Below are 22,314 nucleotides of genomic sequence, written 5' to 3' on the forward strand. Positions count from 1 at the left end.
TTACTTTTCACACTCCATGGTCATCTTACTGTACTTAACTTCCCTATCAATTTTTTGATTGATTGGTAATAGCTTTGCATCTTTAATCATCGATAACAGTTCATCGACATTTTCAACTTCAACGCCTAAATCATTACTTATGATGTAGTTAGATACGTTACCAGAGCTTGGATATGTAATTACTTTACACCCCGCAGCTATGGCTTCATAACAAGTGATATTGAACGTTTCTGGCCAAAGAGCTGGGATAAAAACATAATCAATATCCTGAGCCCGAATTGCTTCAATCATGGCATGAGGCTTTTCTTTAGAAACTTCACACTCGACAAAGTTTATCGTTGAGTTTTCGGTTGGGTTTTGCCCAATATGATATAGCTCTACACTATCATTAGTTACTAACTTTTCCGCTAACTTGGCAAACTCTTCTCCACCTTTGTGGAATGATGGGTAGCCTAAAAATGCTATTTTGAGCTTTCTATCGCTTGCAGAAGATCTTAGCGTCTCTTTATGGAATTGAATATGCTCTATAACGTTAACGTTTACGCTTTCTAATGATGTTCTGCCATTTGTAGCAGAAAGCCATACATCTTTGGCAACCTGTGAAGGAGCAATAGCCTCTACACATAATCCTTCGAGTAAACTATCTATCCTCTGAATATGACTTTCTCTAGTTTTTCCATAAATACATATACCACACGCTTTACTATCTACCTTTGGAGCACCACAGTAGCTCACCGTATTTCTTAGTAGGTTATAACCTTCACAAATTGTAAAGTAATCGTGTATCCACAAATAACATTTTCTGAGATTAATGAGAGCGAAAAGATCTTTTAGTAGCTCTGGAGAATGCCCGTGTAAAGCGTGCAATATTGCCGTATAGTGCTTATCCTTTGGCAGCGCGCTCTCAACTGTCTTTAAATCAGCAACACCTAAGTAAGTACCATTTAGAGATATATGTACCAAAAATTGCTTTTCTTGTGTAGAAGCTAACGTAGGTAATGGCTGATAAGGTGCTATATGCAAATAACTTGCACCTTTATCTAAAACTGCCCTTTCTTCAAGCGCAACACATATCTGGACGCCACCAATGTTTTTTGTGTACACATCATGACTAAAAGATAGATATACTTTATTTTTTAGCTCCCCTAATTTTTCCTTAATTACCGCTTCGGTTATCAAACTTTTAGGAGAGCCCAAACATTTCCACTGCTCAACTATTGATTGCAAGCTACCTAGTTTGTATATGTTCTCAGCTTTCTCACCACCTGGTCTTTTTGGGAACCTTCTCTCATTCTTTCCTGAAACCAAGTAGTGGAAATATGGGTTTATATTAGCTTCAGCTACGTCAGGGTTGTCTTCTAGGTAAAACTTAGTGGAAAAGTCGGCATTCGGGTTCTTGAGTTCTTTCCACCCCTTTTCAACATAATGAACTAATGGTGAGCACTTATTGGAGAGTACCTCAGGGTACATTTTCAAGTAATAATTCACATCAAAATAAGGTTCAATAACTTCCTTGATATAAGAATCTTCAATAGGTTCGCTCGTAGCAAAAGAACCTTTGTTACTTTCAACGCTCTCATTTGCTATTGCTCTACCTTCTTTATAGCCTGAGTTCACATAGTGATATAAAGGGTTAATACCCGATAATTTTACATCTTCATTACTTTCCAAATAATAATCAGTACTAAATTGCCTAGATGGGTTCTTCCCAAACTTCCACCCTGAAATAAGATAATCCATCAATGGATCTTTTTCACACTCGTCTACATTATATTTACTACAATAATAGTCCTTATCAAAATAAGGTTTAAGTGTATTGTATTGATGCATTAATTCTGTTTTTTCATTATCGGACAAGGAGTAAAACTCTGGCATATCAAGAAGACATGAACCTTGATATTGTCCTCTTTCCAAGTAATCAATGAAAAGACTTTCAACCTTTCTACCTTCAATCATTGCGGCTCTATATATTTCTGGAGAGAAGCCTCTATTCGGCTTTCTATTTTCCAACTCTCCAAATAGTAAGTAGTGCTCAACTGGATCAAAACCTGACAAAGTGACGTCAATATTATTTTCTAAATAAAAAGCCTTATCAAAATGGACACTTAATATTTTTAAATGTAATGCACTTATTTTACTTTTATAGTATAGCTTTTTAAGCTTACTTTTAATCATCAAAATTCCCCTGACAACTTTCAGACCACCAAGCATTATTTTCTATATACCATTTAACTGTCTTTACGATTCCACTTTCAAAAGATTCTTGGGGTTTATAACCCAACTCAGTGGTCGTTTTAGTGGCATCAATCGCATATCGACGGTCATGGCCAGCTCGGTCCTCTACATAAGAGATTAAACTTTCACTCTTTCCTATTGCGGCGGCCTTTGCCAATGGGTATTGCGCAGCCAATGCACTGTTGTCCGCAAACACTTCATTCATTAACTTACAAACTAGTTTTACAATATCAATATTCTGCCATTCGTTGTGGCCACCGATATTGTAATTTTCACCAATACGCCCTTCATTAATAACTAAATCAATTCCTCTCGCATGGTCTTCCACATACAGCCAATCACGAACCTGTTTGCCGTCACCATAAATGGGCAAAGGCTTATCATGCAAAATATTCGTAATAATTAAAGGAATTAACTTTTCTGGGAAATGATATGGCCCGTAATTATTAGAGCAGTTTGACGTAGTGACCTCTAAACCATAGGTATGATGATAGGCTCTTACCAAATGGTCAGATGCAGCTTTACTAGCAGAATAAGGAGAGTTAGGGGCATAAGCCGTATCTTCCTTAAAGGCCGGTTCATTTGGTTCTAACGTACCATACACTTCATCTGTTGAGACGTGGTGGAAGCGATGCCGGGGGGGTTCTAGCCCTTGCTCTTTAGGTTCATCTAACCATACTTTCTTAGCTGCTTTTAGTAACGTATAAGTACCAATGATGTTGGTTTCTATAAATGCATCAGGGCCAGTAATTGAACGATCAACATGGGACTCTGCAGCAAAGTGTACCAGTGTAGTTATCGAATTCTCTCTTAACAGCTTTTCAACCAAAGCTTGATCGCAAATATCGCCGTGTACAAACTTGAAGTTACTATTTTCCACCACCGGGTCTAGGTTTGCTTTATTGCCAGCGTAGGTTAGCGCATCAAGTACGATTACTTTGTCTTGCGGATATGTTTGCAGCCAATAATGGACAAAGTTAGCGCCAATGAATCCGGCCCCGCCTGTGACTAATAAGGTCTTATTTCCCTGCATCTGAACTATTCTCTTTTAACTCTGTTAGCATCCTAATTAACTGTTTACGCCAGTGATGCATTTGTGTTTGCTTAAATTTGTTCTGAGTGTCGTATTTATCGAGCACGCTGTACTTAGGTCTTGCTGCCGGTGTTGGGTAATCTTCAGTACGAATCGCGCTTAAACTAATTTCATTATTTAGCAAACCCAATTCACTTCCAATTTCAAATACGGCGTAGGCGAAGTCATACCAAGAAGCCACACCTAAGTCAGTCCAATGATAAATACCCGTATAGTGGTTGGTTGCAGCCTCTAAACATGCTTTTGCCAGATCACGAGCCCACGTAGGTGAACCTATTTGGTCACTTACAATACCCAAATTGTCTCTCTTAGACATGAGGCTAAGCATTGACTTAACGAAGTTATTACCATGCTCTGAGTAAACCCATGACGTGCGAATAATACAACCCTGATTTGCTAATTTAGCAACATGGCGCTCGCCGGATGCTTTTGTTTGACCATAAATACCTAAGGGTTCTAAGTCATCAGTGGGTAAATAAGGGCTTCCTTTATCACCAGCAAACACATAATCGGTAGAAACATGAACTAAGTGCACCTTATGTGACTCGCAATAGGCAACCAAGTTTGCGACAACTTCATCGTTTAGGTATTTGGCCTGTTCGACTTCTTGTTCAGCTTTATCCACAGCAGTGTACGCAGCCGCATTGATAATGGCAGTAGGCTGGTATTGTGACAAAACCCCCTCCAAAGAGGCTTCACATTGAAGGTCAATATCTTTTCGGCCCAAACATACACTTTCAGGTATTAACCTTCTTAATTCCCAAGCAAGCTGACCATTGTGTCCGATTACGACTATCATTTATCTACCAACAAGGGTTGAATTTGGTTGAATAAGAGACCCTGTAAATCCTTTTGTGATAATTGCGGAGTAAGATTTTTAATGGGCCAATCAATTGCGATTTCGGCATCATTCCATACAATCGATACTTCAGATTCAGGATGATAGTAATCTGTGCACTTATAGACAAACTCTGCAGACTCGCTGGTCACCAAGAAACCATGAGCAAACCCCTCCGGGACCCATAACTGCCGCTTATTTTCTTCACTGAGATATACCCCTACCCACTTTCCGTATGTAGGAGAGCCTTCCCTTACATCTACCGCTACATCATATACTTCACCAGCAGTTACACGTACTAGCTTACCTTGTGTTTGCTGCTGTTGATAATGCAAGCCTCGCAGTATACCTTGCTTTGATTTTGAGTGATTATCTTGCACGAAAGTAACATCAGCGACTTTTTCTTTAAACCAGTCAGCTCGGAACGTTTCCATAAAAAAACCGCGTTCATCGCCAAAAACATTGGGCTCTAAAATTTTGACTTCTGGGATATCTGTATCAATTATTTTCATTACAAGAATCGCTCTAATAATTCGCCACTTGGCCTAGTTTGATCTTTAAGAACCTTTAGTAAGTATTGACCATACCCACTTTTAACCAACCCTTGGGCCAATTTCTCAAATTGATTATCGTCTATGAACCCCATGCGGTAGGCAACTTCTTCTGGACAGCTCATCTTCAACCCCTGGCGCTCCTCGATTGTTTGTACGTACTGCGCTGCGCTCAATAAATTGCTGTGAGTCCCAGTATCTAACCAAGTGTAACCTCGACCCATTATTTCTACGTTCAATTTTTTTTGTTGTAAATAAAGCATATTCAAGTCGGTAATTTCTAGCTCTCCACGTTTTGAAGGCTTCACTTCTTTAGCTAAGTCACACACTTCATTATCGTAGAAATATAGTCCCGTTACCGCATAGTTCGATTTGGGCTCACTGGGCTTTTCCTCTAGACTCACCACTTGACCGGAGCTATTAAATTCAGCGACACCATATGCTTTGGGGTCATCAACGTGATAGCCAAAAACCGTAGCTCCTTGACGCTTATTGGCTCTATGAAGTAGCTTTAAAAAGCCATGACCATAAAAGATATTATCTCCCAGTACTAGCGTTGCAGGCGCACCATTTAAGAACTTTTCACCTAAGATAAAAGCCTGTGCTAGACCATCAGGGCTGGGCTGAACTACATACTCAATATTAATGCCCCAATCACTCCCGTCTCCAAGCAGACGCACAAATCCCTCTTGGTCATGCTCTGTTGTGATGATCAGAATATCGCGAATACCGGCTAACATTAATGTTGTTAAGGGATAGAAGATCATAGGCTTGTCATAAATAGGCATCAGTTGCTTACTTACGCCCTTCGTTAGTGGATAGAGACGAGTTCCTGATCCCCCCGCGAGAATGATCCCTTTACGATTCATATTTTTTCCCCTGTTTTTGGTATTCTTTCATTACTTCTGCCGTACTACCAGCATCAACTATCTTTCCTGCTTGTAGCCAAACACATCGCTCACAAAGTTTCTTTACTTGCGCTGCACTGTGAGATACAAAAATGACTGTCTGGTCGCCACTCATTTTACTTAGTAAGGCAGCCTCAGCTTTCTTTTTGAAGTTTTGATCGCCCACACTCAAGACTTCATCAATGAGCAGAATATCGACGTTCAAAAGCAACCCAGTAGCAAAGCCAAGTCGAGCTCTCATACCGGCAGAATAAGTTTTCACTGGCTGTTCAAAAAAGTCTTCAAGTTCTGCAAAATCTTTTATTTGCTCTAATTTGCTTTTTGCATCACGTTTCGTGTAACCGTTAAACATGCAGCTTATTAAGGCATTATCCCGCCCAGATAACTGCATATTGAACCCTAAGCCAAGAGTTAGTAACGAACGAGTCACGTTCGGAGAAACCAACACCTCTCCTGAGTCCGGCTTAAAAACACCCGCAAGCACTTGCAGTAAAGTCGACTTTCCAGAGCCATTTCGCCCCAGAACACCAAAAACCTCGCCGCGTTTTACGGTGAAGCTAACCTCATCTAAGGCTTTATGAGTAAAACGTTTAAACAAGCCTGCTCGAGAACGATACTCCAAACTAACCCGCTTGAGCTCTATAATTGCGTTACTCATGAAAACAACTTCCTAGTTAAGGTGTTATTAAACATATGTAGCATTGTTAAGCCCGCAACAAGCGCTCCACACGCCCAGGCAAATGTCGTAACCATATAGAGCACGTTAAGGTCTTGGTTATACATCAGCACTTGCCTATATCCGTCTATCAAAGCCGCCACAGGGTTCAAAATCAAAAGAAACTCTTTGATACTTTGGTCTTGAATCATGTTCACATCCCAAAAAATACCGGATGTAAACATTAACCCCATCATAAATAACTGTATGACCATGCGAAAATCAGCGGCGTAACTTACAAATACCGAAAATAATACAGCCACGCCACAAATCAGCAGGTAGTTCAGCACAATAAGAGGGATAAGCTGCCACCAGTTCGATGTTGGCGCATAGCCCGAAGCAATCAGCACACTAAATAGAACCGCAAATGCAATCACTTGTTTGTAGCTTGCTTCTTGACAATTCACAAAAGGAAACATGTATTTAGGCACTATGCGCTGAGCGATAAGCCCTCGATTTTCAACAAGACTGTTTGCCCCTGAAGTGACACTTTTTGAGAACCACAGGAATGGGATTTTGCCCACCATTAAGAATATAAAGAAGTCTTCCCCGCCTCGATAGAGCACATATTTGAAGACAAAATAAAATAAAACAACATATAAAAGCGGTTCTATTACCCACCATAGGTAGCTTAATACCAAGGTGTTTGCTTGTGACTTGAGCTTCATGATTGCTTGCGTATGAATCAAGGAGCATACATGAGAGATGTTCAAAACTACCCTGTAAATATAAAATGAGAAACGCTGCAAAGGGTATCATAAACCGCCATTCAGCTGCTACTCAGATAAAGAATTTGAGTCACCGCTATGCTACTATCTACCCTTACACCAATCTATTAGGAAGCGTAAAAGGATATTCTGTGTACCACACCTTCTGTAACCGGAGCTTGCAGCTCATATTGGTAGCACTTGCGGCTGTCATTGCCTATGGTAATTCTTTACAAGTGCCCTTCTACTTCGACGACTATCCTTCAATAAAGAATAATACAATGCTTACAGAAGGTGGCCCTATCGACGTATTTTTACACTTTGGTCAAAGAGGTGTCGCTTACCTAAGCTTCTATCTAAATCATTCAATACACGGGTTGAGTGTTGAGGGTTACCACGTGGGTAACATCCTTACGCATATCGCTGTTTCTCTTTGTATATATTGGCTCATATCATTACTTCTAAACGTATCTAATTGCCAAACTAATAGGCATAATAACGCTGCCAAGTGGCTGCCATTATTATGTGCCGTCATTTTTGCAGTGCATCCACTCAACTCCCAAGCCGTTACTTATATTGTTCAACGAACAGCTGCACTCAGTGCATTTTTTTACCTAGCGGCCCTATGTTGTTACCTCTTGTTACGCACAGCTCAGCAGCTGAACCAAAAGTTATGTGCATTTTTCGCCTTTGCTTTGTTTACTCTGTTAGCTTTGTTCACCAAGCAAAATGCTTTTACATTACCTGTTATTCTCATTGCGGCAGAGCTTTGCTTCTTTAACAGCTTAAAACGCAGGCAAGTTCTGAGTTTACTTGCTGTTATCGCAGGAGCACTTGTTCTAACTTATCACTTTAGTCCCGATACTCTGGTTGCACTTGATAAACATACCCGGGAAACAACCAGGTTTAGTCGTTTGGATTATTTTATTCATCAGCTCCCCATTCTTTGGATGTATATCGGTAAGTTTTTTGCCCCTATCAACCTCCGTTTAGAATATCCTTTTTTGATTGGCTCATTTCCACCATGGGTTATTTGGTTGAGTGCTCTTGCTCATAGCGCTGTTATAGCTTTTGCCATTTACAACCGACGCTCGCTCCCGTTAGTTAGTTTCGGTATATTCTTCTTTTACGGTGCCCATATCGTTGAATCTGGCATTATACCCATCCGAGATTTAGCGGTAGAACATAGAACTTACCTGCCCAACGTTGGCATCTTGGTGCTCTTGTCCGCTGTTCTATCTCGGCTCAGTGTTCAACGGCACTATTTCATATGGTTCCCTAGCACAGTTGTTATTTGCACCCTTATTTCTTTAACTATTGCTAGAAACCAATTTTGGCTTAGCCCCGAGAAGTTTTATCTAAATGAATACCACCTAGATCCCAATAATACTCGGGTTATTAATAATTTAGCTAAGTACTACTATGACAATGGTGATAAGCAGAAAGCCTTGGCTCTTTTTGAGGAGAGCTATCAAAAAAGCGAAGGGTTGATGCGAGGAGATGAGGCCACAAACTATTTAGTACTAAAGATCCAACAAGGTGAAATTACCGAAGCTTATCAATTGGGTAATCAACTTCTAAAGGATATAAGCGATCCGTATGTCAGGTCGGTAATCCTACAAAACCTTGGTTATATGTCTTTGCGTACTAAAAAGATGAGTCTTGCCGAGTACTACCTACGCAAAGCAAGTAACTTAAAAGGTGCTCCTAACAAAGTACTTTTAGGTTTGAGTGTTTCTCTTGCTGAACAGGGTAAGTTCAATGAAGCAATGGTGTTAGTGGAGCGAATATTAGCGCGGGATAAAAACCACTCCGGGGCGTTAAAATTGAAACGGAAGCTCGCACACTTCCTTTAAAGTCTAATGAAGCCGTAGCCAAGGCCATGTGCCTTGGCTTTTGTACTTATTAATTATAATGAGAAAGAGCCTACCAGCCGTTTATACTCTTCATTGACCTTGTCCTGAATAGAGCTGTCACCACTGACACTAAAAGTGATGAGTTCGTTTTCTTCTTTATCTAGTACTGCAAAGTTACGAATGACTTGTTGTTGTCCTTTGTACTCCCCGGTAAACTGATACTCTAAATTATTCAATTCACCTTGATAAACAAGCTCATTGCCTGCGAAACGAGTAACATTAACGTCTTTGAAGCCAGCTTTCAGTAACCCTGAAATAGCTCGGTCGATGAACTCAGCCCACTCTTGCGGCTCACCGGTATACGTTTGGCCAGTCAAATGCTGACACACAATATTGCTGACTAACTTTGCTCCTCGCGCATTTTGCTTCGAGGTAATCTGCCTTAGATAAAGCTCACTTCCTTCTGACAAGGGTAAAACCTGTTGCTTTACGATAGGTTTGCTTTTTAATTCCATGTTAAATGTACAGACATTTCCATAGTCTTTCTTATCAGCACTTGCTTCTTCCGCGTGAGCAAACACAGACGTACTGAGTGCAGCCATTGCAATAAGTGAGTGTAACTTCATATTCACCTCTTTTTCACATAACAAAAAGCCCGGCATAGGCCGGGCTTTATTAGTACACATTAAAGTGTTCTATTACTTGCCTTTAAGCTGAGAGTTTGAAACCTCAGAACGGCCTTTACCATTTTGTGTGAATGAGTACGCAGAAACGTTGCGCTCATCAGCATCGATGTTAAAGGTTACGCTAAGCTTAGTAGGCGCAGTACCTAGACCGAATAGGTCAATGATGTGCTGCTTAGACACTTTAGTTACAGTGTGAGCAGGAGCATCGAAGCCAAGGTCTAGAGGACCGTGCTCTACACCGTTGTTATCGATAGCAGTAACGATAACGTCAGCATCTGAAGAACCTTCGTTCGCGATGTGAACTGAAGAATCAGTTTCTGGGTAGTTCACAGGGAAGTAAGGTACGTTGATGATAGTTGCATCTAGCATCCACTCACCAGCGTCTACGTTATTTTTGAATACGTAGCCACCAGTAGGCAGGTTAACACCTGTATTGCTGAAGCCAGTTACAGTTGCAGTTGCAGTTACATCGCCAGTCGCTGGGATGATAGCTGAACCATTAACGAAATCGATGATTTCTTTGGTTAGTGCAGATGCAGTTGTACCGTAAGTTGGGTTAACGTTATCTTCTAGTGCACCACTTGCGTAGTTTACGTCGATTTCTTCGTCAGCAAGAACGATAGACGCGCTAGTTACGCTTGTAGTTACTGAGCTGAATAGATCTACGTCAGTGAAGTTACCAGCAAAAGTAACTGTCGCTGATACGTCAGTTAGCGCAAGGCCAAGAGTTTCATCGTTAGAGATGCTGTAAGCAAGCTGATCTACAGTCAGACCACCAGTTGAGCCAGTGTAAACCCACTGATCCTGCTCTACACGCTCGATGATACCGTCAAGAGGAGTAGTTACGTCAAAATCGAACTGAGAAACTTCAGTTGCGATCACGCCTTCACCAGTTTCAATTGGTGTTTTGTCAGCTTTCGCTGAAGAGTAACCGATTTTTGACTCACCAAATACTAAAACAGCTTCTTCGCTCACGCCAGTAGACGGAGTTGCACCTGTTTCAGCTGAGTGGTCACCTAAAATAACACGGAACGCTGAGTTCGCTGTTAGCGGGTTACCTAGGTTTACTTGGAAGCTGATTGAATCAGTTTCGCCTTTAGTACGGTCACCGTCAGTCACAACAACGTTGTCGAAAGTAAAGCTACCAGTACCGTAGTTGAAGCCGATATCGCCACAGTATGCAGCACCGCCACCTACTGACTGAGTTACTGCGCCTGCACAGTCAAGGTCAGCAGTTAGGTCAACGTTCTTATCGAAAGATAGAGTGATAGTTGACGCAGAAGGGTGTTCTTTGTCTACTACAACGTCGAAAGATACAGTTTTTGCTACTGGGCTAACACCTAGCTCAGCACCTTCAGCAGATAGCTTGAAAGGTGTGCTAGAGATAGTTGCAGCTTGAGCGCCACACGCACCCATAATCGCTGTAGCTACTAGCGCTTTTTTGAATAGTTTCATTATTTCCATTCTCCTAGTTTCATGAAACTGGCACATTGTAATGAATCAACATACCAAGATTTACTTCTTTTTATCGGCTGGAGTTTTGCCGAAACACTGCAAATTTAAGGCTAAGCCTAACATATGTCAAGCTAGATCATAGTTGTTTTACGTTTTTTAAACAATCTTTTACGACAGGAAAATTGTAACCAGCATAAAGGATTAGCATTGACATGATTGCTTTTTCTAATTAACTGCAAAAGCAGCAAGGTTAATGTAACACACTATTATTACAATACCTTGACGTTCACAGATGGATAACGGTATCGCCTCTTAGCCGTACAATCAAGTTAAAATTGGATATTTTCCAACCCTTTAGTAAAGCTTTCTTTCACTCGCTGCCAATCATCTAAGTTTTTAACAATCTTCGGGGTAACAAGTACTACGAGCTCTGTTTTGTCAGTACTGCTTGTATCGGACCTGAATAAATGTCCCAATAAAGGAATGTCACCGAATCCAGGGATTGAGGTTGAGCCGTTTGAGCGGTTCTCGCTGATTAACCCTCCCAACATTACCGTTTGCCCATTTCCCGCAACAACTTCAGTATTTAAGGTGCGTTCAAATATTGCAGGGTTGTTTCCAGCTCCGCTACTGTCTGCGTTCACATTAGAAATGTTCTGCTCAATCGTCATAATGACCGTGCCTTGGGCATTGATAGTTGGGGTGACTTTTAAGTCCACGCCTGTTTTTCGATAATTAATCTCCGTCGTTTGCCGGTCACCACTCAGTGGATCAATAGTTGTGCTGCCAACTGTGGGAATATCATCACCAACGCTGATGCTCGCTGACACTCCATCTCGAACCAATAAAGTCGGTCTAGAGAGGACATTAACTAGCCCATCAGTTTGATTTAAACTAACGCTTAATGAGCCTGGTAGACCAACTATCGAGTAGTTAAAACCGTCATCTTGATTAAACGAAAAGATTTCATTTCTACTGGATTCAGCTTGACCACTTTCAATGGCGTACTGAACTCCTTTCGCAAAACTACCAGTAAGCTTCACCTCGGCAATCACTACTTCCATCATCACCTGCTTTGGCATGATATCGAGCTGACGAATTATCGGCTGTAACTCTTGATAATATTGCCCGGTAGAATAAAAGATTAATGAATTCGCACGCTCGTCAACAACCAAGCGCATGTTATCCCCTTCTATGGTCTGAACTGACTTGTTGTTACCCGTGGAGTTACTCTGGTTTGCATTATTCGTACTTGCAGTCGTACTATTGCTAACACCCTTTTTCTTTTTCGAAGAGCTAGAGAATTCCCCTCCAATTAAGGGCGCTAAGCTTTCCCCTAAATCAGAAGCTCTTGCGTACCTAGGATGATAAATATAAAAGCTTTGTTCAGCTCCAGATGCAGGCTTGTCAAGTTGGTCTCGCCAAAACTCAACACGATCAATTATCTCGTCGTTTGACGCAAAGACTACAACCTGCCCTAGATGCTCTAGAGAAATGAAACGAACACTGCTGCTTGCTTTTGAAGAACTGGTAGCGACAGATATACCTTCTTCCTCAAGAATTCCTGTTATTTTCTCTGTGAAAGTCTCTGAAGAGATATAATCAAAACCAATAAGAGCCGTTGACTTATTATAAATGGCAGGACTATCTAACAAGCGCACAAGTGATAATGCACGTTTGACTTGCTCACGCTGCCCCGTAATCGTGAGTAATTTCTGTGATGCATCAAAAAAGACGGCTGCATCGACTAAGTTACCGACTATGTTACGCATTCCAGAAGTCATATTATATTGCACTGGAACGAGTTGAATTATTTCACCCGATACTCTTGGTATATCACGCTCAGAACGACCAAAACCAAACGCTTTATCCGTTTTGGTCTTTTCGTTCTTGGGATGAATGTAAAAAATATCATTGTTCAAGCTCACCGTAACATTGTTTTGATTTAGTACTTGGGTAACAAGTCTAAATAAGCGCTGTGCTGACACTTTCTCTTTCAGTTCAAGCGTCACGGGACGCTTGTTTGCTTTGACACTAGGCTCAATAAGGTATGATGCATTAAGAAGCTCACCAAAAGTGTAATGCAAGAAATCATTCAGAGGCATTGCGTTTACGGAAGCTTGAAACTTTTTTTCGTTTCCAAACCTTTTGGACAGATCAAGTTCTAGCGTTAACCTTTTTTGATTGTCCGAAATTGATTGAAGACGTGTGACACCTGCATTAGATTTCTTTTCCTCTACATCAGGATCAGGCCCAGTTGATTGTTGCTGAGAGTTATCCTCAAGGTAAGACTTATCTAGGCGAACTTGTTGTCCTTCAACCTCTACTCCAGGATTTATTAAAGACGCGCACCCAGATGTAGCGAGTGTAAGTGCTATTAGTGCGGTTAAATTGTAGTTGTTTCTAGCCATTGTCACTGCGTTCAAATAGGTTAAAAGTAATTGTCTGATTTCCACGACTCAGAAGTATTTCCCGCGAGGAAACATTCTTTAAATAAACTCCTGGTTTTAGTTTTTCCCCTACCCCTAGCTTAATAGGCTTAGGTTTGGGGCCTTTCAAAACAATGAAGGGAGAAGATGCATCTTGGAAAATTCCTAACAGTTTATAATTAATTCCATCAACAGAAAGTACAGGATATCCCGGCTCTTTCTTTTTAGGGTCTTTAGCTTTAGGGTTCGTTTTGTCAGCCTTTTTCGGCTCTTTTGTGTACGCAAGCCACTGTTCTTCAGCTTCTAGTTCTGGTGCGGGCTTGGGTAACTCGATTTGTTTTACCTCTGGCAGCTGGTCAGCAGAATCTGAGTTGGCTGTTTCATAACCTGAAATCGAGCTAAATAAGTAGTAAAAAGTGTAGACCGACAATAGTAATGCTAACCACCTCACAGCCTTACCTCACTAACATTTTGCCACATTTCTAAGGAAAGCATAATCACCATTTTATTAGAACGGTCCCCTGAAACCTCTCTACCAGCGAAAGAATACTGTGAAACTCTTACTAAGGGCTCCATTTCCTCTAACTTCCTTGTTACATTTAGCGCACATTCAGGGTTCCCCTTAAAACGAACTTGTAACTGCCAACGAGCCAATATATCTTCAATATTCGTTTTGCCTTCCCAACCAATACTTTCAACATTACAATCATGCTCTTTTAGCAGTCCCTCTATTTTACCTTGAGCCTGCAATTTAAATTCAGCATCACTTTGCACTGAAAAAAGATATGGATGTATTTTAAAGGCTGCTATATCCAACTGTCCTTGGTATTTATCAAGTGAATCTCGAGCAGACATTAACTGCTCGGTTTTTAAAACCTTCCGTTCCTTTAATAGCAACTCATTCTGTCTTACTAAAACGTCTTCCCACAATGGAGTCAAAATAAACTTAGCGATCACTAACGCAGCAATGACCAGCAGGTAATGCTTATATTTCAATAGTTCCTTCATGATGAAGACCTACTCAAAGTAATATTCATGATGAAATAATCACGTCGGCCGGACTTACGAACAGGACCATCAAACACTACACTTTCAACACTATCTAAATTGTTCATAGCTTCCAAAACACCGGAGGCTTCATCAGCAAAACCACGCATGACAAGCTCATTTGCATTCATGCGAAACTGCTGTATCTCCATGCCACTTTTAATCGCCTCATACGCCAATTGCCAATCTGAATGAATAGGCCTTAGGGACTCAAGCTCAGACTTAGTGACTGTTACAAATCTCTCTTTCTTTTCTTGTGCCTGTTTCTGATCTAGAACTTTCTCAACATCTGCACCATAAGAGGATAGCTTTTCATCAAGTTGAAACTCTTTGACCGAATAAAACCCGTGCATGATACCAGTGAAGACACAGGCAGTGAGTAAGGGAGCAATGTATAAGGCGTGTATGGCTCTCCAATCTAACAATGTTTTAACGTCAAAGGAAACCAGCTTTGGCACACTATGCAATGGAATATTTCCCAGTGCTTCCCACAACGCTCGAGCATAGTCAGATTCCCCCAACTCTAGTACTGGAGTATCCTCTGGTAAGCCAACACTGTATTTAAAGTAACTTGAGCTCTTCATCATTCCTTGCTTGAAGGCACTTCGATTAATGCCTAAGGAGTTCGAGAAAAAAAGCACTCCTGCAGGTGTATCAAGCTCATATATCGCGCGTTCTTTTGCCAACCATTCCAAAACTATAGTTTCAGCTACTATAACAGCTTGGCCCGGTACAAGCTGAGAAACTTCAGGATTAAACTGAATACAACGAACGTCGAATCCGTCTTGTTGCTCATTCTCCACAAATGTATATATAGGCTTTACATCAAAGGCTTCAGCTTGAAGCTTGAGAATTTCTTTTAACTCTTTGAGGCTGACGGCTGGGTAAGTTTGCCACTCTTCACTATAAAACCGGCGCGAGACTATGACTGTGCAAAGTTCAACGGGAGCGTTTTGAGACTTTTCTAAACCACTTTCTACAAACTTGTAGAAACATCCGGAGAAGTAAAAGCACTTTGACTTAAACCAAGAGTTGAACCAATTGCTTTCAAATAGCCGATTGATTTTCATTATTTAGTTCCATACCACATCAGTTATTGATACCGGCCTAATTGCAGATACTTTTCTAACAACGACAATAAACGACTTACTAACTCGCTGACCATTATTTGCAACTTCTATATTTACTCTCATAGTTTCCCCGGGAATAAAACTAATAAATTCGTCACCATCTATACCGGTAATTTGGTAAAAGTCCGTGTTTGTAAGTCTGTTATCCTTGCGTAGTTCAACTAATCTATTGAGCTTTTCCCCTTGTCCAACGAGCGCTCCAAGTACAGCTTTAGGAGCTCGAAGGGGATTGAAACTCGTCGTTGGCATCACAGTGAAGTATTTCTCCCATACTTTAGTTGGGATATTTTCAGCACCTTTTATAAACCGAACTTCTTCCATAGACTGAAGATAACCATTTCTCGGCCCTCGTAACCCAAGCTCTTGATAATAAGAGGATTCAGCGCCATTGAGGGATTTTTGGCTATCGTTATCTTTCCAATCGACCAAAGAGTCACTAAAAGTTTGCACAGTATGCCCATCAACTCCGAGTTGTGCAAACAAACGTTCGAGCATATTAATATTCGTAGAGTTGATACTGATTAAGGCATTTAAATCTTGGATAGTTACCGTTGTATGCTGCGAAAACTTGAATGGCTTGCCGTAGAAATTCCAGTTTTTCACTAATTCATTACTGCTGCTTTTATTCTGCCGACTAGGTAAAGTCAGTAATGAATGTAGTAACTGCGCTTCTGCCTTTTCCAACTCCAACCGCAATTCAAAAGACTGTTGAATTGAACTGGCGACTTGTACCTGGCTACGAGTAGTCTGCAATATGAACAACCCCAAAGCAGCAAGAACGAATGATATGATCAAGACTTGTACTAAAGCGATGCCTCTTTCTTGAAATATCACCACCATTACTGCAACCCTTTCTCTAGGTAGTCAACTAAGGTGAAGTATGCATTGGCTGGCAAAGCTATATCTAAATTCGTTCTATCATTTTCACCCGTTTGAAAGCTGATATTCAACTTCTTAGGAAGCACTCGAATCTGCTCCATTACATGCTTTGAATAATATGACGGGGCTATGTAGTTCTTAAGCTCATCGTCCGTCATTTCCTTTTCAGAAATATTCTGAGATACTGCTTTATAACTTTTCCAGCCAAAGTATCGGAATTTGATATTTCGCAACTCTTCAACAAGCAACACTTGGTGTTGCCATTCTATTAGGTCAGACTGCCTTAATAAAAAATCGTTAGCAAAAGCAGACTCATTATAGAGCAACGCTTTTTTTCCATTATGATCAATAATCCTAAACTCAACGACTGCTGTTTTGTGAGTGAAGATTGGTGAGCGGCTAACAAAAATAACCCGGTCTTGATCTCCAGAGAAGTATTGAGAAGGCCGACCTTTATCATCTATAACTACATATGGGTAAGCAGATTCAATAACACGAGTAATTGACTCAAACGCCAACCCCTTTTGAGTCCTCCCCCAAAAATAGTCGGTCCGCTTGCTCCACTTATCGGTATATAAACTATAGGCGTAGTAACCTGAAAACATTACTAGCATCAACAATGAAGAGGCCAGCATTAACTCTATAAGAGTAAAACCACTTTGTCTGTTACTCACCATGCTGACACCTCAAAAGAGAAGTGTTGCTCTTTTGAATTTTTTGAGGCTATGACTTGAACTCTATAAATAGCAAACCTCGCTGGCAAATTTTCAGGATCATCAAAAAAGCGCTGTCTTGACTCATACTTGATGGGTTCGGCTTGCCACTTATAGATAATTCCAAATATATATACCTCACCAGATAGCGGTTTCGCGTCACGACGATCGAATTTATCGCGTAAAGACGTCTTGATAGCAGAAATAGCCGCAGGGTGGGTCTGATAGAAGTCAGCATTATTTGCAGCTTTATCAGCTGTAAGCATTGACCCCCTAAATAAATCTGAAATCAGAGCTAAAGATGCAAAAAGAATTACAGAAGCTACCAACACTTCTATTAGCGTAAAGCCTTTTTCATTGTGCATAGCTGTTATACATCTGCTTAATTTTGAATTCTTTTATTTCACCATGCCATTGTGTCTTGAACGCCTCTGGCAAAATCGTCGCTCTCGTGCTGACAAGAAACTCTTGGGGTTCGAACGTTAATTGCTCAAGCTCTATTATTTCTTCTTCAGTCAATTCAGATTCAATTGAAATGATATGACCATCCAACATTACCCTAATATCGTATCCACTGTAATAAGCACTATAAGATAGACGCTGAAACAACTGCTGCACTTTCTCTAGCTCTACAACTCTTTGCTGTTGATCAACAGTTTTCAAAACTAGGCCACCAGTCAAAGTCATAAGAGATGCCATGATAGCCATAACGACCATCAACTCAATTAATGAGAAGCCCTGATAGTTAAAACGGGACATCGTTAACCGACACCATACTCATTAACATGGTAATGACAATGCCACCCACGAAGCCGCCCATAAAGATCAACATGAGAGGTTCAAGCATCGTTGTAAGACGTTTAATAACGTGTTCCAGTTCCGTTTTACTTCTAGTCGAAACTTCGGAAAAAACTTTTGGTAACCTGCCTGTTTCCTCTCCAACTTTGATAATGGAGAGAAATATATCGGGAAATATCCGTGTTTTTGCTAGAACCTGACTAAGCTGCTTTCCAGACTTTAACTGTTTCAGTGCCTGATTAGCATCTCGTTTTAGCTCACTATGCTTCAAAGAGTCACCGGTAAGCTCTAAAGCTGTATCCAGCTGCAATCCTGCCTTCAGCATCATTGCCATCGATTGTGCAAATCGAATTCTCTCTGCTGTAATTATTATATTACCTACACCTGGTACACGGGAAGCTTTGACATATATCCAATTCTTAAAATCGGGCCTCTGTAAATTATATGCTAGCAATCCTATTCCAGTTACAACTGAACCGACTATAAGCAACTGATAATCTACGAAAAAATCACTAACCCTTATAATCATCTGAGTGTACCAAGGTGCCTCACTGAGATCCGAGAAGATACCTGACATTTTAGGTACAATAAAAGTCAAAACGAAATAGACAGCCATTATACATACGAAGAATATAACAGCAGGGTAGGTCAAAGCTTGAGATATCTGCCCTCTAAGATCGCGTTGAAATTTTAAGTCCTCTGATAACCTGTTAAGAACATCCGGCAAATTTCCCGATTTCTCGCCTATTTTGAGTAAGCTAATGTATAGCGGACCGAAAAGCTCTTGGTGCTTTGAAAAGGCATCACTGAGTGATTCACCTTTTTTAAGAGAGGATGATATCTGATTTAACAAACGACTTAGAGCGGGGCTGATATTAGCATCTCTTATGATATCGATCCCCTTGTCAACTTTTACTCCACTCTCTAACAAGAGTGCTAACTCGCTCGTAAAAAACTCTAGCTGTTCCAGCTTTACTTTAGAACCAAATATTCGCCCAAAATTAACACTATCTTTAATTTCCTTTAGTACTAATGGCCTCAAACCGTCGTTCATTAGCTTCTGCTGGGCCTCAACCTTGGTAGAAGAAGTAATGACACCTTCATACCTAGACCCTTGCTTATCTACGGCTTTATATTCAAATTCCATTAACCAGCTACCCGCAAGACTTCATCAACCGTAGTAACACCCGATATAACCTTAAAGAAGCCATCCTCAAGAAGGTTTCTACGCGCTAAACTCGCATTGTGCTGCTGAGCTTTTTGAATGAACTGTTCATTCTTTGAGTACGATTTAATGGTTTCATCACAACGTAAGTATTCATTTATCGCGATTCTTCCTTTATAGCCTGTGCCATTGCAGTGCTCGCAACCAACTGCCTTCCTGATATCCAATGTCGTTATACCTGCGTTACTCGCGACCTTTTGTATAGGGTACTTATCTAGAAGTTTAGGGGCGTTTTCATCAGGTACTGAACAATGAGGACAAAGACGCCTAGCCAATCGCTGTGCAACTACCGATAATAAAGCAGCGTTTAAAAGGAACTCTTCAACGCCAAGATCCAAAAGTCTAGTATAAGCGCTCGCCGCATCATTAGTATGGACAGTGCTAAATACTAGGTGCCCTGTCAGAGCTGACTGTAGGGCAATCCGGGCGGTTTCAGCATCCCGTATTTCCCCTACCATGATTATATCAGGGTCCTGACGAACTATAGATCGAAGTCCAGCAGCAAAATCAAAACCAATGTCTGATTTCACCTGCACTTGGTTGACTCCTTCAAGTTGGTACTCAACAGGGTCTTCTAAGGTAATTATTTTAACATCTTCAGAGTTTAGCTCGTTCAAAAAAGTATATAGCGTAGTTGTCTTACCAGAGCCTGTGGGACCTGTAAGCAGCATAACTCCTGTCGTTTTGGCTAGGTCTTCCAAAACTAAGCTTTGAGTATCTTCGGATAGCCCTAGAACCGACATATCATATCGGATTGAATCCTTTCTTAGAAAGCGCAATACGATACTCTCCCCCTCATTTAACGGCAGTGCTGATACCCTAATATCTAGCTCTTGATTCGCAATACGAACTTCTATTTTACCATCTTGGGGGCGGCGCTTTTCAGCTATATCCATTCCTGAAAGAATTTTAAGCCGTGTTGTAATTGGCAACTGCATTTTTGGAGCTAAACTATCTACCTCATGAAGCACCCCGTCTATTCTAAATCGGACTCTGAAGTATCCCTTATGAGGCTCAAGATGCATATCTGATGCGTTACGAGTAAGGGCTTTAGTAATTAAAGAATTCAGTAAGTTTACCGTCGGAGCTTCAGATGCAAGCTCTCTTAGGCGCGCCTCTTCGTCACCACTTAGTTCGTCTTGCTGAGGTTGAGTCTCTATATGACTTTGTAACTCATAGAAAAAGGGCTGTAACTGGACCTCTGTTGCTATATATATATCGAAGTCTACGTTGTAATGCTCTAATAACTGAGACAAAGATATATCTAAGGGGTCCTTACATGCTAAAACCCAGCTCTCTTCTATAACAGCTAACAATACGGCATTCTTTTCTTTTAGGTGTAGCTGAACATCTATTTCAACATCGGGGATTTCCCAGTTTTCATACTGACTCGGGTCGAAGAGGTAAAAACCCAGCAACGAACTATACACCTTGCTTAATTCGTCGTCAGTGAGGCAACCCATATTGACGAGGATCTGTTCCAAGCGCCCTTCATACTTTTGTTGATATGACTTGGCTTTTTCTATGTCAGAAGGAAGAATATTGAAGTCGCGCTCAAGAATTTCAGCTAAATTGCTCATTGATGAATTATATCCTCATTTTCATCATTACCGCCTGGCTCGCCATCTAAGCCATAACTCAAAATACCATAAGGTCGACCGTTCTCACCCGGTACTTTATAAACATACTCATTGCCCCAAGGATCTTTTGGAATAGCTTTGGGTAAATAAGGGCCATCCCACCCTCTTTCACTGCTGTCTCGTAACTCTTCTAAGCTTTTTGGCACACGCCCGACATCTAAGCGATAGGTATCTATCGCAGCTTCAAACATCTGCATTTGAGCTACAGCTGTTTTTTGTTTTGACGAGCCTACTTTTGAGAAAAGTTTTGGCGCAACCAAAGAACCCAAAAGGCCCAAAATAATTAATACAATCATCAGCTCCATTAAGCTGAAACCCTTTTGTTTTCTCATAACAAACTCCGTAAAAACATTATCGCTGCAGTATATCAAGCGACCAATTTTGTGTCGATATAGGACAAGTGCGTTGCTTATTACTCATTTTTATTAACATCACAAGTAAGTAATCACATGCTCTGCTGACTTTTTATCTGAGTAGGGAATCATGCCGCTAGCCTGTGCATAGCCAAAGGCAATAAACATAACGACTCGTTTATGTTGCGGCAATCCAAGTAAAGCCGACACCTTTTTATCCTGTTTGTGTAATTCAGGCCAATTGATAGGACAAGACGCAAGCCCAAGAGTTTCAAGAGCTAACATAAATTGCATACTTGCCAAGGCAGAATCTATGTAAATAACGTGTCTGTCACGCTCAAGAGGATAATAAGAAAGATCACCTACTACAGCTATCAAATTAGCTATATTATCTGCGAAACCAGCAGTTCCACCCGGCAGTTGTGCAACTTTACGCTTTAATGACTCGTTTTCAATAACATAAAACTCAAACGGTTGACGATTACAGGCGCTTGGTGCCTGCAGAGCGACAGTCATAGCTTGCTTGACGAGAACTCTATCGACCTTAGTTTGCTCAAACCATCGGGTAGAGCGTCGAGACTGTGTTAATGCCAATAGTTCTTCGTACTTCACACTGTGCGCTTTACGCTGCTCACTTTGATAGGGCACTTTTTCTAAACAAGCTTTAGAAACGGTAAAACCTTGCTCAAAGCGCTTTTTCTGCGTAGCGATAGCTGGGTGGTTTGAATCTGTAGCGCTAAAGTACTCCTTTAGAATGGCTTCGGCCCACTGCATTTCCGACTCATCCATTTCTGCTGTCTGTAGTGCGAGAATATACGCATCCACAGTTTGCGCTAAGTAATCAAGTGCAAACACGGGTTTGCGGGGGCGCATTACTAGCCCTTTCTCAAGGCGGTGAATGTTTCTTCTCAAAAGTGGGCTAGAGCGGCCCAAAATACCTTTTTGTTGATGATATAGAAGTTGCCCTTTTAAAACTGCCTGTTGCTCATACTGAAAGCCACGATTGAAGATAAAATAGTAAAGTGCTGAAAGCGTGGCGGACTTAGCACAAAGGGG

Annotated in this window: 22 protein-coding genes; 1 reads left to right on the forward strand and 21 read right to left on the reverse strand. The window is 41.0% G+C overall.

Features of this window, described 5'->3' with window-relative positions:
- Genes W04_RS05445 through W04_RS05475 form a run of 7 tightly spaced genes read right to left on the reverse strand, consistent with a single transcriptional unit; the run spans position 1 to position 7,008 of the window.
- Entirely contained in the window at positions 1-2,175 is a 2,175-nt protein-coding gene (locus tag W04_RS05445; RefSeq protein WP_053910104.1) for a hypothetical protein, read from the reverse strand.
- Positions 2,168-3,268, reverse strand: coding sequence for a dTDP-glucose 4,6-dehydratase (rfbB, locus tag W04_RS05450; protein ID WP_053910105.1), 1,101 nt, complete (start codon positions 3,266-3,268; stop codon positions 2,168-2,170). The genes W04_RS05445 and rfbB overlap by 8 nt, the downstream gene beginning before the upstream one ends.
- Positions 3,255-4,127: a dTDP-4-dehydrorhamnose reductase gene (gene rfbD / locus W04_RS05455; RefSeq protein ID WP_053910106.1), complete on the reverse strand. Its 873-nt coding sequence runs from the start codon at positions 4,125-4,127 to the stop codon at positions 3,255-3,257. The genes rfbB and rfbD overlap by 14 nt, the downstream gene beginning before the upstream one ends.
- Positions 4,124-4,678: a dTDP-4-dehydrorhamnose 3,5-epimerase gene (rfbC, locus tag W04_RS05460; RefSeq protein WP_053910107.1), complete on the reverse strand. Its 555-nt coding sequence runs from the start codon at positions 4,676-4,678 to the stop codon at positions 4,124-4,126. Before rfbC ends, rfbD begins: the two co-directional genes overlap by 4 nt.
- A complete protein-coding gene (gene rfbA / locus W04_RS05465) occupies positions 4,678-5,586 on the reverse strand; it encodes a glucose-1-phosphate thymidylyltransferase RfbA (protein WP_053910108.1) in 909 nt (302 codons plus the stop codon). Before rfbA ends, rfbC begins: the two co-directional genes overlap by 1 nt.
- A complete protein-coding gene (locus W04_RS05470) occupies positions 5,576-6,283 on the reverse strand; it encodes an ABC transporter ATP-binding protein (protein ID WP_053910109.1) in 708 nt (235 codons plus the stop codon). The genes rfbA and W04_RS05470 overlap by 11 nt, the downstream gene beginning before the upstream one ends.
- Complete coding sequence (locus W04_RS05475; protein ID WP_053910110.1) at positions 6,280-7,008, reverse strand: ABC transporter permease; 729 nt, start codon at positions 7,006-7,008, stop codon at positions 6,280-6,282. The genes W04_RS05470 and W04_RS05475 overlap by 4 nt, the downstream gene beginning before the upstream one ends.
- Positions 7,009-7,073: 65 nt before the next feature.
- On the opposite strand from W04_RS05475, the gene W04_RS05480 reads away from it, so the two are divergent.
- On the forward strand, positions 7,074-8,903 hold the full coding sequence (locus W04_RS05480) for a lipopolysaccharide assembly protein LapB (RefSeq protein WP_082342146.1): 1,830 nt from the start codon (positions 7,074-7,076) through the stop codon (positions 8,901-8,903).
- Between the two features lie 53 nt (positions 8,904-8,956).
- Here W04_RS05480 and W04_RS05485 read toward each other — a convergent pair whose 3' ends face one another.
- From W04_RS05485 to W04_RS05550, 14 genes are all read right to left on the reverse strand, one after another.
- Positions 8,957-9,529, reverse strand: a complete 573-nt coding sequence (locus W04_RS05485) for a hypothetical protein (RefSeq protein WP_157576282.1) — start codon at positions 9,527-9,529, stop codon at positions 8,957-8,959.
- A gap of 72 nt (positions 9,530-9,601) precedes the next feature.
- Complete coding sequence (locus W04_RS05490; RefSeq protein ID WP_053910113.1) at positions 9,602-11,044, reverse strand: hypothetical protein; 1,443 nt, start codon at positions 11,042-11,044, stop codon at positions 9,602-9,604.
- Between the two features lie 329 nt (positions 11,045-11,373).
- A complete protein-coding gene (locus tag W04_RS05495; RefSeq protein ID WP_082342148.1) occupies positions 11,374-13,455 on the reverse strand; it encodes a secretin N-terminal domain-containing protein in 2,082 nt (693 codons plus the stop codon).
- Positions 13,448-13,924 carry a hypothetical protein gene (locus tag W04_RS05500; protein ID WP_053910115.1) on the reverse strand — a complete coding sequence of 159 codons (477 nt, stop codon included), beginning with the start codon at positions 13,922-13,924 and terminating at the stop codon, positions 13,448-13,450. Before W04_RS05500 ends, W04_RS05495 begins: the two co-directional genes overlap by 8 nt.
- Positions 13,921-14,481, reverse strand: coding sequence for a hypothetical protein (locus W04_RS05505; protein ID WP_053910116.1), 561 nt, complete (start codon positions 14,479-14,481; stop codon positions 13,921-13,923). Before W04_RS05505 ends, W04_RS05500 begins: the two co-directional genes overlap by 4 nt.
- Complete coding sequence (locus W04_RS05510; protein WP_053910117.1) at positions 14,478-15,590, reverse strand: hypothetical protein; 1,113 nt, start codon at positions 15,588-15,590, stop codon at positions 14,478-14,480. Before W04_RS05510 ends, W04_RS05505 begins: the two co-directional genes overlap by 4 nt.
- Before the next feature lie 3 nt (positions 15,591-15,593).
- On the reverse strand, positions 15,594-16,490 hold the full coding sequence (locus W04_RS05515) for a general secretion pathway protein GspK (protein ID WP_053910118.1): 897 nt from the start codon (positions 16,488-16,490) through the stop codon (positions 15,594-15,596).
- Positions 16,490-17,206 (reverse strand): prepilin-type N-terminal cleavage/methylation domain-containing protein, encoded by a 717-nt coding sequence (locus tag W04_RS05520; protein WP_053910119.1) that lies wholly within the window; start codon positions 17,204-17,206, stop codon positions 16,490-16,492. The genes W04_RS05515 and W04_RS05520 overlap by 1 nt, the downstream gene beginning before the upstream one ends.
- Entirely contained in the window at positions 17,200-17,607 is a 408-nt protein-coding gene (locus W04_RS05525) for a PilW family protein (protein WP_053910120.1), read from the reverse strand. The genes W04_RS05520 and W04_RS05525 overlap by 7 nt, the downstream gene beginning before the upstream one ends.
- Positions 17,597-18,001: a type II secretion system protein gene (locus W04_RS05530; protein ID WP_053910121.1), complete on the reverse strand. Its 405-nt coding sequence runs from the start codon at positions 17,999-18,001 to the stop codon at positions 17,597-17,599. Before W04_RS05530 ends, W04_RS05525 begins: the two co-directional genes overlap by 11 nt.
- Positions 17,988-19,187, reverse strand: coding sequence for a type II secretion system F family protein (locus W04_RS05535; RefSeq protein WP_053910122.1), 1,200 nt, complete (start codon positions 19,185-19,187; stop codon positions 17,988-17,990). Before W04_RS05535 ends, W04_RS05530 begins: the two co-directional genes overlap by 14 nt.
- Positions 19,187-20,845, reverse strand: coding sequence for a GspE/PulE family protein (locus W04_RS05540; RefSeq protein ID WP_053910123.1), 1,659 nt, complete (start codon positions 20,843-20,845; stop codon positions 19,187-19,189). Before W04_RS05540 ends, W04_RS05535 begins: the two co-directional genes overlap by 1 nt.
- Positions 20,842-21,237, reverse strand: coding sequence for a type II secretion system major pseudopilin GspG (gene gspG, locus W04_RS05545; protein WP_053910124.1), 396 nt, complete (start codon positions 21,235-21,237; stop codon positions 20,842-20,844). The genes W04_RS05540 and gspG overlap by 4 nt, the downstream gene beginning before the upstream one ends.
- 99 nt (positions 21,238-21,336) lie before the next feature.
- Entirely contained in the window at positions 21,337-22,131 is a 795-nt protein-coding gene (locus W04_RS05550; protein WP_231658038.1) for a nitroreductase family protein, read from the reverse strand.
- Between the last annotated feature and the right edge of the window lie 183 nt (positions 22,132-22,314).

It is taken from the genome of Pseudoalteromonas sp. SW0106-04, from assembly GCF_001293805.1.
Lineage (GTDB): Bacteria > Pseudomonadota > Gammaproteobacteria > Enterobacterales > Alteromonadaceae > Pseudoalteromonas > Pseudoalteromonas ruthenica.